Source organism: Pseudomonas sp. SWRI154, assembly GCF_014268645.1.
GTDB lineage: Bacteria > Pseudomonadota > Gammaproteobacteria > Pseudomonadales > Pseudomonadaceae > Aquipseudomonas > Aquipseudomonas marvdashtae.
Genome location: NZ_JABWQW010000012.1, coordinates 37656 through 52129, shown reverse-complemented (window position 1 = coordinate 52129; position 14474 = coordinate 37656). Strand labels below are relative to the sequence as shown.

10 protein-coding genes are annotated in these 14474 nt (G+C 54.7%); 5 read left to right on the top strand and 5 right to left on the bottom strand.

Annotated features, from left to right (window positions below; genetic code table 11):
* The first annotated feature begins 23 nt into the window (after positions 1-23).
* On the top strand, positions 24-719 hold the full coding sequence (gene queC / locus HU806_RS13130) for a 7-cyano-7-deazaguanine synthase QueC (RefSeq protein ID WP_186611876.1): 696 nt from the start codon (positions 24-26) through the stop codon (positions 717-719).
* Between the two features lie 41 nt (positions 720-760).
* On the opposite strand, the gene HU806_RS13125 is transcribed toward queC, so the two are convergent.
* Together HU806_RS13125 and HU806_RS13120 are read right to left on the bottom strand one after the other, a co-directional pair.
* Positions 761-1639 (bottom strand): queuosine precursor transporter, encoded by an 879-nt coding sequence (locus tag HU806_RS13125; protein WP_186611778.1) that lies wholly within the window; start codon positions 1637-1639, stop codon positions 761-763.
* The gene (locus tag HU806_RS13120) at positions 1629-2228 is read right to left on the bottom strand and encodes a helix-turn-helix transcriptional regulator (RefSeq protein WP_186611777.1); all 600 of its coding nucleotides are present in this window, start codon (positions 2226-2228) and stop codon (positions 1629-1631) included. The genes HU806_RS13125 and HU806_RS13120 overlap by 11 nt, the downstream gene beginning before the upstream one ends.
* 436 nt (positions 2229-2664) lie before the next feature.
* Here HU806_RS13120 and HU806_RS13115 point away from each other — a divergent pair, with 436 nt between their 5' ends.
* Positions 2665-3009 carry a DUF6124 family protein gene (locus tag HU806_RS13115; RefSeq protein WP_238350166.1) on the top strand — a complete coding sequence of 115 codons (345 nt, stop codon included), beginning with the start codon at positions 2665-2667 and terminating at the stop codon, positions 3007-3009.
* A 119-nt stretch (positions 3010-3128) separates the two neighbouring features.
* On the opposite strand, the gene HU806_RS13110 is transcribed toward HU806_RS13115, so the two are convergent.
* Positions 3129-3650, bottom strand: coding sequence for a PAAR domain-containing protein (locus HU806_RS13110; RefSeq protein ID WP_186611776.1), 522 nt, complete (start codon positions 3648-3650; stop codon positions 3129-3131).
* Positions 3651-4061: 411 nt separating this feature from the next.
* Between HU806_RS13110 and HU806_RS13105 the strand changes: the two genes are divergently transcribed.
* Complete coding sequence (locus HU806_RS13105) at positions 4062-5048, top strand: alpha/beta fold hydrolase (RefSeq protein ID WP_238350165.1); 987 nt, start codon at positions 4062-4064, stop codon at positions 5046-5048.
* Between the two features lie 97 nt (positions 5049-5145).
* On the opposite strand, the gene HU806_RS13100 is transcribed toward HU806_RS13105, so the two are convergent.
* On the bottom strand, positions 5146-5433 hold the full coding sequence (locus HU806_RS13100) for an addiction module antidote protein (protein WP_186611775.1): 288 nt from the start codon (positions 5431-5433) through the stop codon (positions 5146-5148).
* Positions 5434-5611: 178 nt separating this feature from the next.
* Here HU806_RS13100 and HU806_RS13095 point away from each other — a divergent pair, with 178 nt between their 5' ends.
* On the top strand, positions 5612-11764 hold the full coding sequence (locus HU806_RS13095; RefSeq protein ID WP_186611774.1) for a M3 family metallopeptidase: 6153 nt from the start codon (positions 5612-5614) through the stop codon (positions 11762-11764).
* A gap of 306 nt (positions 11765-12070) precedes the next feature.
* On the opposite strand, the gene HU806_RS13090 is transcribed toward HU806_RS13095, so the two are convergent.
* Entirely contained in the window at positions 12071-12973 is a 903-nt protein-coding gene (locus HU806_RS13090; RefSeq protein ID WP_186611773.1) for a LysR family transcriptional regulator, read from the bottom strand.
* A gap of 119 nt (positions 12974-13092) precedes the next feature.
* Here HU806_RS13090 and HU806_RS13085 point away from each other — a divergent pair, with 119 nt between their 5' ends.
* A complete protein-coding gene (locus tag HU806_RS13085; RefSeq protein WP_186611772.1) occupies positions 13093-14370 on the top strand; it encodes an MFS transporter in 1278 nt (425 codons plus the stop codon).
* The last annotated feature ends 104 nt before the right edge of the window (positions 14371-14474 follow it).

The following is a 14474-nucleotide window of genomic DNA, read 5'->3' as shown; positions in this document are numbered from 1 at the left end:
CGGGAATTCCAAGGATGAATGAAGTGACCAAGAAAGCCGTGATCGTTTTCAGCGGCGGCCAAGACTCCACCACCTGCCTGATCCATGCGCTGCCAAAGTACGACGAAATCCACTGCATTACCTTCGACTACGGCCAACGTCATCGAGCAGAAATCGAAGTGGCGAGAAACCTCGCCCGGCACTTTGGCGTTGCAGCCCATAAGGTACTGGACACCACCTTGCTGAATGAGCTGGCCGTCAGTAGCTTGACCCGCGATAACATTCCAGTCCCGTCGGCGAACAGTGCCCAAAATGGCCCACCCAATACATTCGTGCCGGGTCGCAATATTTTGTTTTTGACGTTGGCGTCTATTTACGCTTATCAGGTGGGGGCTGAAGCGGTGATTACTGGCGTGTGCGAAACGGATTTTTCGGGATATCCGGACTGTCGGGACAGTTTCGTCAAGGCCATGAACACCGCCATTGAATCCGGCATGGATTACAAACTGCGCATCGAGACACCGTTGATGTGGCTGAATAAAGCCGAGACGTGGGCACTAGCGGATTACCACAATCAACTGGAGCTGATCATGAACCGCACCCTGACTTGTTATAACGGAATAGTGGGGAATGGGTGTGAGGATTGTGATGCATGCAGTCTTCGCGCAAAAGGACTGAATGAGTTCTTGGAAAATTGCAAAAAAACCACAGACACATTTAAAAGCAAGCTAGGGTTGTAAACTTAGAAGAGCCCGCGGCCATCTACCGATAGCCGCCCTGCTCAGGCAGGTTGAGCGCCGACAACGTATTTCTTGAATAGCGACCTTGCTGCATAAGCGGGGAAAATATTAAAAATGGCAAAACACATCTTTATAGCTATTTGCACATAGACTATCTTCAGTATTTCGTCATTCGCCAGCGCCCCATAAAATGCAATAAAGCAAAAAAGAAAGCTGTCTATGATTACCGCAAAACAGGTGCTAAGCAGCACTCGCAAAAACAGATACCTTGAGTTGGTCAACTCTTTTATCTTACTTAACAAGTATGAATTTATGTATTCAGAAAACAAAAATGAGATAGATGAAGCAACGAGCGCCGACAACACATGATCTATGACTTTTTCATAAGGGGTCTCAAGGTGCCAACCTGCCAAACCCGGAAGCCAGCTAGTAAAACTCAGCAAAATTAGAATAAAGGCGTTACTCGCGAAAGCAAAGTATATAGCTTTCCTGGCAAGCCTGAGACCGTAAGACTCATTTAATATATCGACCACAAGAAATGTCAACGGATAAAGAAATACTCCAGGAGTTACTACTATATCCAAAGCCTCTATATACACCAACTTGGCCGCAGCAACGTTGGTAAAAACGTATAACGCAAACAGCGCTAGATTCAGAACAACATAAGTCATCCATGAACGCTCGTTACGATCATTAACGTCATACACCGTCAACGTATTCTCTCCCGAATAAAACTTTCTATACACCTCCTTCACTTCCACCTTACTTAAATCATCCACAATTTCACTTTTCAACAAATCAGCCAGCTTTACCTTTAAAACTCTGCCGGTCGAAACGACCATTATGACAGCAAGATTTTTACTTTTCTCGAAGCCCAGCAGCTTATATTTTCCATTCTCGACATCCTTGTTATAGACCATTGAACCGTTCCTCGATTATGCTTCCAACAATCAAATCAGTATCACTTTCACGGTAGTTCTCGCTAACCACAATAAGCCTTTTTTTCTCCTTGTTATAAACCAAGGTCTCCCCTTCACCATTCAGCTCTCCCTTCCTTACTATCAGTAGATCTCCTAAGTCATACATCCCGTCGATGTCTGCTTCAAGACGCACACCAATCAGATTGCTGGCTGTACCAAAGTAATAGGTCAAAGGGAAAATGGTGACCAACTCGCCAATTCTTTTACTCATGACCTGCACTAACTGATTTTGTTTAATTACCGGAACCGCCGCCGGATTCATATTTCCATATAAAGAAACGGTACTCTCTATTACTTCCCTCCCCTCCAAATCAATAGTCTCAATCTCTTTGTAAGACACGCCAAAAAAATCAGATATCTTCCGAATGGTAGATTGTTGTACGTTAATCACCCTGCCTTCAAGAATGTTATATATGGTGGTCCTGGTCAGCCCACTGGCATTGCATAAAGAGATCCGCGTTTCACCGCGACTTTTCATGAGGTACCTAATATTATTTTTTAGATTTTCTGTTTTCGCTCTTTTATACATACACTCTTCACCATCTTCATACTATTGCGACAAATCACAGCTCCGCAAATGTGCTCAGATAGACATTTTTCGGAAACGGCATCTTACACACCTTGACTTTCAGAAAAAACAAATAGAACACAAAAAATATCTCTACGTGCTCGTCGAGAATACTCGCGACACCCACCACGGCGATATTTCCTACAAATGAGAACAATATTTCTTACAGAAACATCAACCATTTAGAAAATTATTTCCACCCAACTGAAACAGTCAAAAAAAGAGCAAAACCGAACAGCATGCAAGAATCATTTATTTACACAGATGTTCAATATTTTGATTAATAAAACTGAATTTTCTGGTAATAAATAGACCCGACCGTCACCCCACGTATGGCTATCACCTGCCCTGTGTGACGTGGGGTCGCCGCCTTCTTAAATCTTGCATGGAGCTGCAAATGAAAAAGGTCACCTTAGTCGCCCCGCCCCTCGAAGACGCTGCTACCGAACACCTCACGCCCATCAGCCGTCACAATCAGGAGCAACTTGATCCCGTCAGCCACGTCTTCACCATCCTCCCCAACGTCGACACCCAATCCCTGCTCTGCCACGCCAGCGAAACCCTCGCCTCGCTGAACGTCATGTCCACCGACCTCGCCGGCGAGCTGCAAGGCGCACAACGCAGCATGGCAATGGCCCTGCAACAACTAACGGAGCTGGGCGAGCTGCTGGTCAATCGGGCAATAGAGAACCTGGAGCCCCCCGTAGGCACGCCGGACGCTTCGTTAAACAATCAACGTTAACTCTTGAACCTTGCAGACGCAGGCAACTTGAAAAAGAAAAGGCGCCTTGCGGCGCCCTTCAAGACTTCTCTCTTAAAACTCATGGCTTCTTCTGCATTCGCCTATCCGGCCTCATTTGATTACAGTCTTTGCGAGTGCAGGTAATGAACCTCCGCCAGTTGAAGAGCAGGCAAAAAATCCTCCGCCATCGGTACGCCTTCACGCACGATGATCATGAAACGTTTCTGAAGCGTATTGATGATCTCGTCGCCATTGCTCAAGCGGCTGCCGACCAGTGCAATGTCGCTATTGTTTTTCCCGGCGCCGGTGATGATCCGTGCCGTGCTGCCATCGGCGTACACCACCTCATCGCCTTTCTGCGCGGCGCGTACTTTCCAGCCATTGTCCAAGGTGAACGTCAACGACGATGACACTTGCTGGATCGTTCCGCCGTCACGCGTCTGGCTTCCCTCGGTGGCCACTCGGTAGATCGCAATTGGCGGATGGGCTTCGACGAAGGCTTTTTGTCGACTCATGAATGCCGCGACTTCTTCGCCGTAACCCTCTAGTTGCCGGGGCTGCTCCAAGTACAAGTCATCCAGATGGAGAAGAGCTTCATGGGAGATTTCGTTGGTGTAGGGGGCATCCAAAGATGAGTGCATTTCCAGGGACCTCATTCATGGGCTTCAGGCTGCATCCCTTGCCACTGGGGAAGGAGCGCTGAGCCGGCGGCTTCGGAATGATGAATAAGACGTTGCAGCGTGGGCGAGTCGCAACCACTGCGGAGTGGCCTGTGCAACGAATAGGAAGTGTCGTAACTAGAAATGTGAGTTTTCCTACAGTCGAAGGGTGCGTGACGCAACTTTTCGTCCCATTTCTGTCCTGCTGATACCAATCACAGCAGCGTTCTAGGCCGCTTGTCGGGACTGTCAACTCTGACAGTTTCGATGGGCATCGCAACAGCCTCAGGCTTTAGCCGTTAGCCGTTAGCCGTTAGCCAGGTCAACGCTCGGTAAAACTGTTCGACCTTATGAGTTGCAATTCGCATCTCAAGAAATTGATTTGGTCCAAACATGGATAAAAAATTGATGAGCACAATAGCCTGGTCGGGCCGCACAGCCATGTCTCGCACACACCCCGCCACATCACCTTCTGCGGTACAAGACTACGTCGTTGTCGACGGTGCGACATTTACACATGGCTATGCATGCGTGAACGGTATTCGCCTCCACTACCTTATGGGCGGTGATGGTGAACGGCCTATTTTGCTGGTGCATGGGTTTCCGGGCAGTTGGCGTAGTTGGGAGCCGTTGATGGGCGCGTTGGTGCGTGCCGGTTATACACCGATCGTTCCTGATTATCGTGGAGCTGGAGAAACTGATGTATCCGCCAGTGGCTACGATAAAAAAAACATGGCGCATGATTTACATGAGCTGATAACGCTCTTGGGTATCAAGCGGGTCGATATCGTGGGTCACGACATGGGTTTAATCGTTGCCTACGCCTACGCGGCACTGTTTCCGGATGAAAGCAAACACATCGTATTGATGGATGGATTCATTCCAGGCATCCCCGGGTGGGAAACCGCTTATAACGGCAACCCAACTGCGGGCACCACCAGCAAATGGCATTTTCGCTTCTTTGGCAAAACGGCCATTGGCATGATCAAAGGGCATGAAAAAACCTACCTGGATATGTTTTTTGATGACTTTGTATTCGAGGGCAACGATAAAGTGCCCGATGAAGTGCGACAGGCGCTGGTAGACGACTACTCCCGGCCAGGCCGCATGGAAGCGGCATTCAAGCTTTATGCAGCCTGGGTAGAAAGTGACGCGAATGACAATCTGGAGTTTGCCAAGAATAAACTGACTATTCCGCTGCTCACCATCGGCGGAGACCACTCGAGAGGAAAAACCCTGGCCGAGCAGGCCCTACACATCGCAACACGACCGCATTCATTGATATTAATCAATACCGGCCATTGGGTGCTGGAGGAACAAACACAGGCTACACGTGATGCAATCCTGGCATTTCTGACCATAAAAAATGACGGGCAATAGGTTGTCATAAGGTCTGATGACGGGCATGAACGAAGAAGGGCGCCCCGTTGGGCGCCCTTCTTAATCAAATCGGCTAGTCGCTTTTCATGTTGCCTATTCAAGTACTGGCATGCAGTTTCAGCCCCAACGCTTTAACTACTTTCAAAATAGTACCGAACTCAGGGTTTCCTTCCCCTGACAAGGCGCGATAGAGGTTTTCCCGAGAGAGCCCCGCGTCACGGGCCACCTGGGTCATCCCACGAGCTCGTGCAATGGTCCCTAGGACTTTAGCAATGAATGCGGGGTCGTCTCCTGCCTCTTCCATGCATGCATCCAGATAGTTCGCCATGTCCTCGTCGGTCTTGAGGTACTCGGCAGAGTCCCAGCGTGTGAATTGTTTGGTCATGGGTTTTGCTCCTGCCAGGATTTGCGCCACATCAGCTCAAGTCTGTACCACGCCTGCAACGGACGCGGCAAGGTCAACATACCCCTCCATTCCCGCCGGCGTGCGGTAACTATATACCGCCCTTACCCGGCGCTTCCCGCATAGCGTGCTCGCTCCTACCACTTTTCAGGACGCGAACATGCTGCAAAGCAACCCCTTATTAACCTCTTATGATTTACCGCCCTTCTCGGCGATCCGCACCGAGCATCTCGTGCCGGCCATTGAAGAAATCATCGCCGACAGCCGAATCAACGTCACCGCCATTATCGCCAGCCAGACGCCTTATCCGACCTGGGACGACTTGGTGTTGGCCATGGATGAGGTGAAGGCGCGGCTGGATACTTCCCTCCAGGTCATCGCAATCATCGGCTCAGTGACGACCCAACCAGGTTGGGCAGACGCGGCAAAACGCTGTTTCGAACAGGTCACGGCTTATCAGGCCGAGCTCGCCCGGAACAGTGAATTGTTTGGGCTGTATCAAAGACTTTCCCACAGCGAGATAGCGCAACAGTTCAATCTGCCTCGGCAAAAGGTATTGCAAAAGACACTGCGTGAGTTTCGCCGGGCCGGAGTAAACCTTGCGCCTGAACAACAACAGCGCCTGCTGGCGTTGGACAACGATATAGAGCGGTATCAAGACCGATTCAACCTGAATGTACAGCAGGCAGAAAACGACTGGAGCAAGCACATCGAGGATGAATCGCTGCTGGCCGGTATCCCTGCCCCGGTCAAGCGGCGCATGGCGAACAATGCAAGGAAGGCAAATCTGCAAGGGTGGCTGATCACCTTGAGCGACGAGTCGTTCAACGGAGTGCTGGGCCATGCCGAGAGCAGGACGTTACGCAAGGAAGTATGGGTGGCCTATCAAGCCCGCGGCTCGGCTCAAGGTCCTCACGACCAGCGCTTCAATAACGAGGAAATAATGACCTCGCTGTTGGCGGCGCGCCACGATAAGGCCAAGTTGCTGGGATATGACAATTTCGCCCAGTTGGCCCTTGAAGAGCAGATGGCGAAGTCCACGGATCAGGTATCGAGTTTTCTAGACAAGGAACTCGACCGGCACAAAAGCCTTTTTGAGCGAGAGGCAAGGCAACTCAAGGCCCTGGCTTTGCAGCAAGACATCGATGAGTTGGAGCCTTGGGACTACCCGTATCTGGCCGGGAAAACACGCCAACAGGCAGGGGCCAGCCAAGAGCAATTGCGGGCCTATTTTCCGTGGGATTCGGTGCTCAGCCGCTTATGCCTGTTTGCCCAGCGGCTGTTTGGCGTCGAGATGCTCGAGCGTTCGGATTTTGAACGCTGGCATGAGGATGTGCGCCTCTTTGAGATTAAGGAGTTCGGGCAAGCTATCGGCTATCTCTATATCGACCCGTTTCAACATGATTTGACCGGAGCGGCACCGCACGCTTTGGGCCTGCGCAATCGTCGGATGACTGCCGAGGGTCGTCCAAGACTACCGATAGCCGTGCTGCGCAGCGAACTTCCACCCAGGGAAGACGATGCCCCATGCCTGCTGGATCATCAGCACTTGCGCATTGTGATGCACGAGTTCGGTCATTGCTTGCAGCAACTTTTGACGGGAGAAGACTATAGGGCCGTTTCCGGGTTGGATGGGCTCGGCCTGGACACCGTTGAGTTCTCCAGCCAAGTACTGGAACAGTGGTGCTTTTCCAAGGATTTCCTGGTTTGGATATCAAGCCACTACCAGACCAACGAACCGATCCCTACCGACGAGGCCGAGCGGTTCCTGGCGGGCATCCAGGCGCAAACCAGTTGGACGACGGCGAACTCGCTGCTCTTCACGCTGTTCGATTTCGAGGCCCATCGCACCTTTGGCGACGGACGCAGTGCCTTGCAGGTTTTTGAAGACGTGAACAATAAAGTCGGACATCTGCAATGGCCGGAAGCGGTACGCCCCTTCAATAACCTGACGGGTATTGCGTCGTCTTATGCCGCGAGGATTTATTCATACAAATGGTCGCAAGTGCTTGCCGAAGAGGCGTTCGAAAAGTTTATACGTCAGGGCGTTTTCGACAGTGATACCGGCCGGGCTTTTCGCGAAGCGTTTTTCACTCGGGGCGGCTCCCGTTCGCTGGTGCACTCACTTGAGTTGTTTCTCGGCGCTCCATCCGCCGGCAGGCTGAGCGCTTCCCTGGACATCCATGACACCGTCCTGCAAGCCGATACCGCGCCAGACCCAAGCATCCCGTTGGTGGGTCAGTTGCACACTTCCCAGCAACAAATGATCCTCCTGAACGATACGGTTCCGCGGGCTTCAGAGGTTGCCATGCAACAACTGCGTTACTGGCTCAAAAGAACCTTCCCGTCCCTGGACGCCACTACAGCTGTCGAAAATCTTTCGGTGCGTACGCGGCAAGAGGAGACCGCTCTTTCCTCGCAAAGCCTGGCCGACGGCGCCGATGAGCCGGCCATCAAACAGACCAAGACGCAAACCATTGCCCTGGAGGCGCTGTTCTGGAAGGCACTTGCCGGCAGGATCGATGCGGGCGAGCTCTTCCTGGATCCGGGCCAGATCGACATCCTCGTCACCCAAGGCAACGTCATCCAGACTCCCGCAAACCTGAACAGCCAAGAAGCCAAGCAACAATTCAAGACGTTGATCAGCAACACGTCCGTGTCCTTTGAACCATTGCTCACGCAAGCACTGGACAACTTCTGGAACAGGCCGGCCGACTTCAGCCACAGCCGTAAAGTCGGCGATTGGCTGGCCGATGAATTTGCCGCTCAGCTAAGAGCACAGGCAGATCTTCATAGGCTGGACGCAACCATGAGCCAGCCGATGCACGAGGCCCTGACTAAACATGCATTGTCGGCACCGGACGCGGCTTCTCGCGCCGAACTGGCGGCAAAAGTCCGGCCCGGAGTCTACAGCCTGAATATGGCCGTTGCAGAAGGGGCTGACAGTGTGCCGCTACCTTGCACCGTTGTGCTGACGCAGCATGACAATGTCAGCGAATCGGGGACGGCCGTGCTATACGCCCCAGGTCATCCTTTGGAGATCTACGATAATCTGGCGGCACTGAAGGCCGGGCTGATCAAGGACAGTCTCGCCTGGGCAGAGGTCAGCACCGCACCACTGGCGCAGCATTTTCTTACCCATTTGGTTGCGGACGTGCGAGCGACGCAGAAAGCGATCGTGCGGGACATTTTGCTGGAAGGGCCCGCGATGGAAGAGGAGGTCGCAGCCTGGGCGGCCAGAATTGACCGGGCGGCGGATGTCGGGACTGCCCTGGATTTGGCGGGCGTGCTGGATGAACGAGAATTCCAGCGAGAGCTGAAAAAACAGAACGAATGGCTGCATGGCAATCCTCAGGTCACCGGGCACGACCGCCGGGAGTGGTGGAAAGCGGTACGAGATCTGTACGAAGCCCAGCAGATCGAACCCTCGCCGCCCGATCCGGTGACCTTGGCCACCGAGGACGCCGTCAGCGAATGGACCCGTAAACGGCTGGCCCGGCTCATCACCGAGAAAGGCTACGTGGCCGCGGATCCCGATCAGGTGTTTCTGAGCATCAATCGATACATCGTTGATCCTCACGCCCCCACAGGTACTTCGCCATGGGGGGCCGGGGTATCGCAAGGCACGAAAGGCATCGTTGTTAACCGCCACTCCATGACGCAATGGGCAATGTCCAATCTGACGTCGGAAGAGCGCAGTGTCCCCGCCCCTTTCCTGGAAGGACCGATGACCTATGACCAGTTTAAAAATGTCATTGAACAGGCCGACGTGGGCGCCCGGATCCTGATCGAACTGCCGATCACGGCCCGGGAACAACAGACAGCATGGATGGCCTTGAAAACCAAGCAGATACGGGCGCAGGCGTGGAGCGCCCATATCGCGGGCGACTTCAGGCACGACAAGGACAACACCGGGCTGAACCTGGTGCTGGCGGCACTGGACAGCCCGACATCGGAGGGGCGTCGCAAGGTCAATACGCACGAGGTGGTGGTGCGCCAACTGAAATGGGGCGACAGCGTGCTGAAGGACATACTGGCGTTCGGCAGCGCAAGCTTGGCGAGTCGGCCTTCGGTGACGCTGTATAGCCCAGGTGCGCCGGACAACAAAATATTCAGGGACCTGGATGCTGGAAATGCGCGGGAGTTGGAACGGGCCCTGGCCAAGGCGCTCACCGCCACGCCTGAGATGACCCAGTGGCTGATTTCACAACTGCCGTTGGTGGAGCAGGCCGATCAAGCAGCCAGTCTGGCGCCGACACCGCCTGACCTCACGCTCAATGAAAAAGTTAGGAAAGTCACCCAGGCAGTCTTCAGCGGGGCAGCAAGGAGCCGGGCTCCAGCTGATTTTTCCTCGAATTTTTCTTGGAGCGAGGTCAATTCAAATCTGCTGAACGTGCTGCATGAAACGCAGATAAGCCACGCGGTTAAAACGGCGGACGCGCTGACGCTCAGCAATGCCGAGCGCGACAGCGCCGACGCTCAAGCAGGACGCCGCAACGCGCTCGCTCTGCTGACGGGGGCAATGTCCATGTTCCCCGCAAGCCGGTTAGGTGGACTATTGGGGCGAGCGATCCTGCCGGTGATGACCGGTGGCGCCGCAGTGGCCGCGATCAAAAGTGAGGGCGGGAGCTTCGATCAATGGCTCACCGATTTCATCAGCGGATTGGGAGAGGTGCTGGCGGAGGGCGCCGAGGACCTGATAATGGCTCGCGCGGGACGGCACCGGAGTAAGACGCGTCCGCCGCTATCCTCCCTCCCCCGCCTGCAAGATCCGACACTCATGCCGTTACGCCTGAAAGGTTTCGATGGCACGGCGCTGAGGTTCGAAGGTCGCGACCGATATACGGATGCGAGCGGACAGGGTTATCTCAAGCTGGGGATGTATTACTACAAGACAGCGATGCAACAAGGCCAACGGATTATCTATGCGCCGGACAACCGGACGAATCAGCGGACGGTGACTTGGGAGAATGGCCGCTGGAAAATCGAGGCGCCGCAACGGTTGCGCGGTGGTGGGCCGGTGCTGAGCCTACTCGGAACGCCAGAGGCGCCAAACCAGGCCAAGATCAATACGTTGTCGGATGCCGCTTTGCTGATGTACAGCGGAGCAGGATGGATAGGCTATTACTGGTACACGTGGGGAATTGCCAACCGGCAAAAGGCAATTCTCAAGAGTATGCCGGAGGCACTGGTCGACCAAATACTGCAGGAAAGCATGGACGATGTGGGTGCTAGAAATATAGATGCCTATCGCCGACACATAGAGGATTACAACAGCGGAAAACTCAGACTGAAACGACAAATAGAAAGACAAAAAGACGCCACCCATGCCTTATTATCAAAGTTCAATGCATGGCAGAGAATCAATAAAATATCAGGCGTGCTGGAGCGCAACATGGCGCTACCTCTTGACCCTTCGAACAAATCCAAACTGCACGATGTTATTTTGAAGCATAAAAATACACTCATACGGGACGCTGCCGTAGAAGCTTATTTCGATATACTGCCCAACCTCTTTACCGACGCAAAATTCATTATCATAACCCCCCCCACGGGAGCACTGAGGGACGCGTTTACCAGGCTGCGCTCTGACTTGCAACGAATGACGAAAATTGCCGACTCGCGTGCCGAAGCCCATTTAAGAACGATCATTCAAGGTGATGGGCCAGCCGCGGAGGCCGCCAGGGTAGCTTACTTGATGGATCCAATAAACAGAGCCCATTACGAGCAGCGTTTGCTGGACGAGTTTTCCATTGAGCTAACCAAGAACAATATGCCCCGTATCCACTCAGCGCTGCGCGCTTATAAAATCCCTTTCGTTGAAATTAACAAAAGAAAGGCCAACCAATACACCCGATTGGTCACCGAAGAGGATATTGGCCAGTTCCAGAAAAGCATTAAAAGCGCCAACACTCATAATGCGACATTTGAAATCGAGCTTCTGACAAGGGCACAGACGAACCCACGGGGACCGACCGCCGACCCATCATCCACTCAACCAGAACCTGAAGTTTCGGCTTCATCGGATCGCTATAGGGTATCCATCAGTCCGCTGGCTGAATTGCAAATGACCTATCGCGACTTCAATCAGGACGCCAATCTTAGAGTTACCGCGATCATGGATGATATTCGCGCCGGTCGGATAACGACAAAACGGGGCAACGGTTACTACTGGTACACCATGTCGCAGTTAGAGGCCAGCAGCGGAAAAGGACGCTGGCGCGCCGCCTTTGAACGTCAAGGCGATACGTGGACGCTTCAAGGGTTTTATGACTACCACACCAACAGGACGGCTACCGTATGGGGGCAATGACCGACGTGCTCGGGGTAATTGAAGAAAAAGCAGTACAAGGCTCATGACGGTTTCATGAACGAATAAGGGCGCCCATTTGGGCTAATGCCGATCAGTTAAGTGGATGTCACGAGGAAACACACAAACCGTGGCGAGGGAGCTTGCTCCCGCTGGGTCGCGAAGCGGCCCTGTTTTGGGGCTGCTGCGCAGCCCAGCGGGAGCAAGCTCCCTCGCCACAGGATGATTGCCTGGCTTTATTTCGCTTAACTGACGGGCATTACCCACTTGGGCGCCCTTCTTCACGTTATGGCGTCATCCGCGCCGACACTAACCACTCGATAGCTCCACCCCATCGGTCAACAGCGCTACAAACGCCGCCGCCATCGGCGAACGCTGATCCTCGCGCTGCGCCAGCCACACCGCCGACACCGCCGCGGGGTCGAGCAGCGGACGATAGACCACCCCATCGATACGCATGCGCTGGTAGGACGCCGGCAATACCGAGACACCCAGCCCCGCCGCGACCAAGCCAATGATGGTCATGGCCTCGCCGGCTTCTTGGGCGAAATGTGGGCTGAAGCCGGCGTCGCGGGCCAGGCTCAGGAGTTGGGCATAAAGGCCGCTGCCGTAGCTGCGGGGGAAAAACACGAACGGTTCCTGGGCCAAGGCCGAGAGAAACAGGCCCTCTTCGTTGCCCTGGGCCAGGGGATGCTTGGCGCTGAGCACCGCCACCAACGGTTCGCGGCTGAGTTCGATTTCCGTCAAGGCATCGGGCAGCGGCAACGGTCGCATGATGCCCACCTCGATCACCTCGTCCACCAGTGCGTCGGCCACTTGGGTGCTGCTCATTTCCCGCAGGTTCAGGTGCACTGCCGGGAAGCGCTGCCGGAATGAAAAAATCGCTTGGGGAATGGTGGAGTTGAACGGTGCCGAGGAGGTGAAGCCGATCTTCAGTTCGCCCAACTCTCCCAACTGGGCACGCCGGGCCACGTCGGCGGCCTTGTCGACCTGGGCCAATACCCGCCGTGCCTCTTCCAGGAACAACCGCCCGGCCTGGCTCAATTCGACCCGACGGTTGGTGCGCTCGAACAATCGCGCGCCTATCTCCTGCTCCAGCGCCTGGATCTGCTGGCTCAAGGGCGGCTGGGAAATACCCAGGGCCAGCGCGGCACGGCCGAAATGCAGTTCTTCGGCAACGGCGATGAAGTAACGCAGGTGACGCAGTTCCATGGGCGATCCAATAGGTCGTTAAACATCTTAAACAGGTCGAACAATATATTGGATAGAAACATTAGTCGGCTATATGCTTTTTTCATTGCCTGCCTGATCGTGCTTTTGCGAGGTCCACCGTGAACACTGCTGTCGCTCCACTGGCCCATGAAATCCCGCCGCGTGTGCAGGATGATGCTGTCGCCGAACTGAAGGACGTCTACATCGAAAAAGGCACGCCGATGTTCATGCGCACGGTGCTGGCGCTGTTCTGCGGTGGCTTTGCGACCTTCGCCCTGTTGTATTGCGTGCAACCGATGATGCCGCTGCTGTCCTGGGAGTTTTCCATCAACGCGGCCCAGAGCAGCCTGATTCTGTCGGTGGCGACCGGCCTGCTCGCCATCGGCCTGTTGATCACCGGCCCAATTTCCGACCGCATCGGTCGCAAGCCGGTGATGGTCACGGCGCTGTTCGCCGCGTCGCTGTGCACGATTGCCAGCGCGATGATGCCGACCTGGGAAGGTGTACTGCTGCTGCGCGCCTTGGTCGGGCTGTCGTTGAGCGGGTTGGCGGCGGTGGCGATGACGTATCTGAGCGAGGAAATCCATCCCAAGCACATCGGCCTGGCAATGGGACTGTACATCGCCGGCAATGCCATCGGCGGCATGTGCGGACGCCTGATCACCGGGGTCTTGATCGACTTTGTCAGTTGGCACACGGCAATGCTGGTGATTGGCGGTCTGGCGCTGATTGCGGCGGCGGTGTTCTGGCGGATTCTTCCCGAGTCACGCAACTTCCGTCCCCGTTCGCTGCACCCGCGCAGCCTTCTGGACGGTTTCACCATGCACTTTCGCGACGCAGGGTTGCCGCTGCTGTTTCTTGAAGCCTTCGTGCTGATGGGCGCGTTCGTGACGCTGTTCAACTACATCGGCTACCGCCTGCTGGCCGAGCCTTATCATCTGGACCAGGCCTTCGTCGGGTTGCTGTCGGTGGTGTACCTGTCGGGCATCTACAGCTCGGCAAAAATCGGCGCACTGGCCGACAAACTCGGCCGTCGCAAAATGCTCTGGGCGACCATCGCGCTGATGCTGGCCGGCCTCGTGCTGACCATGGCCACGCCGCTGTGGCTGGTGATCCTGGGCATGCTGGTGTTCACCTTCGGCTTCTTTGGCGCCCACTCGGTCGCCAGCAGCTGGATCGGCCGCCGCGCCCTCAAGGCCAAGGGCCAGGCCTCGTCGCTTTATCTGTTCAGCTACTACGCCGGATCCAGCGTTGCGGGTACGGCGGGCGGCGTGGCCTGGCACCTGGGGGGATGGAACGGGATCGGCCTGTTCATCGGTGGCTTGCTGGTGATTGCGTTGTGGGTGGCAGTGAAGCTGGCGAAATTGCCGTTGTTGCCGGGGAATGTGCAGGTCTAGCCATCGTTATCCACACCTTTGGGACAGCGTGGACATTTTGTGGCGAGGGAGCTTGCTCCCGCTGGGTGGCGCAGCCGCCCCAAAACCAGACACCGCGGAGCAAC

What these genes read in the sequence shown, in the direction of transcription:
- HU806_RS13125 (WP_186611778.1), bottom strand. Translation starts at nt 1,639, where the DNA reads ATGGTCTATAACAAGGATGTCGAGAATGGAAAATATAAGCTGCTGGGC.
- HU806_RS13120 (WP_186611777.1), bottom strand. Translation starts at nt 2,228, where the DNA reads ATGTATAAAAGAGCGAAAACAGAAAATCTAAAAAATAATATTAGGTAC.
- HU806_RS13115 (WP_238350166.1), top strand. Translation starts at nt 2,665, where the DNA reads ATGAAAAAGGTCACCTTAGTCGCCCCGCCCCTCGAAGACGCTGCTACC.
- HU806_RS13110 (WP_186611776.1), bottom strand. Translation starts at nt 3,650, where the DNA reads ATGCACTCATCTTTGGATGCCCCCTACACCAACGAAATCTCCCATGAA.
- HU806_RS13105 (WP_238350165.1), top strand. Translation starts at nt 4,062, where the DNA reads ATGGATAAAAAATTGATGAGCACAATAGCCTGGTCGGGCCGCACAGCC.
- HU806_RS13100 (WP_186611775.1), bottom strand. Translation starts at nt 5,433, where the DNA reads ATGACCAAACAATTCACACGCTGGGACTCTGCCGAGTACCTCAAGACC.
- HU806_RS13095 (WP_186611774.1), top strand. Translation starts at nt 5,612, where the DNA reads ATGCTGCAAAGCAACCCCTTATTAACCTCTTATGATTTACCGCCCTTC.
- HU806_RS13090 (WP_186611773.1), bottom strand. Translation starts at nt 12,973, where the DNA reads ATGGAACTGCGTCACCTGCGTTACTTCATCGCCGTTGCCGAAGAACTG.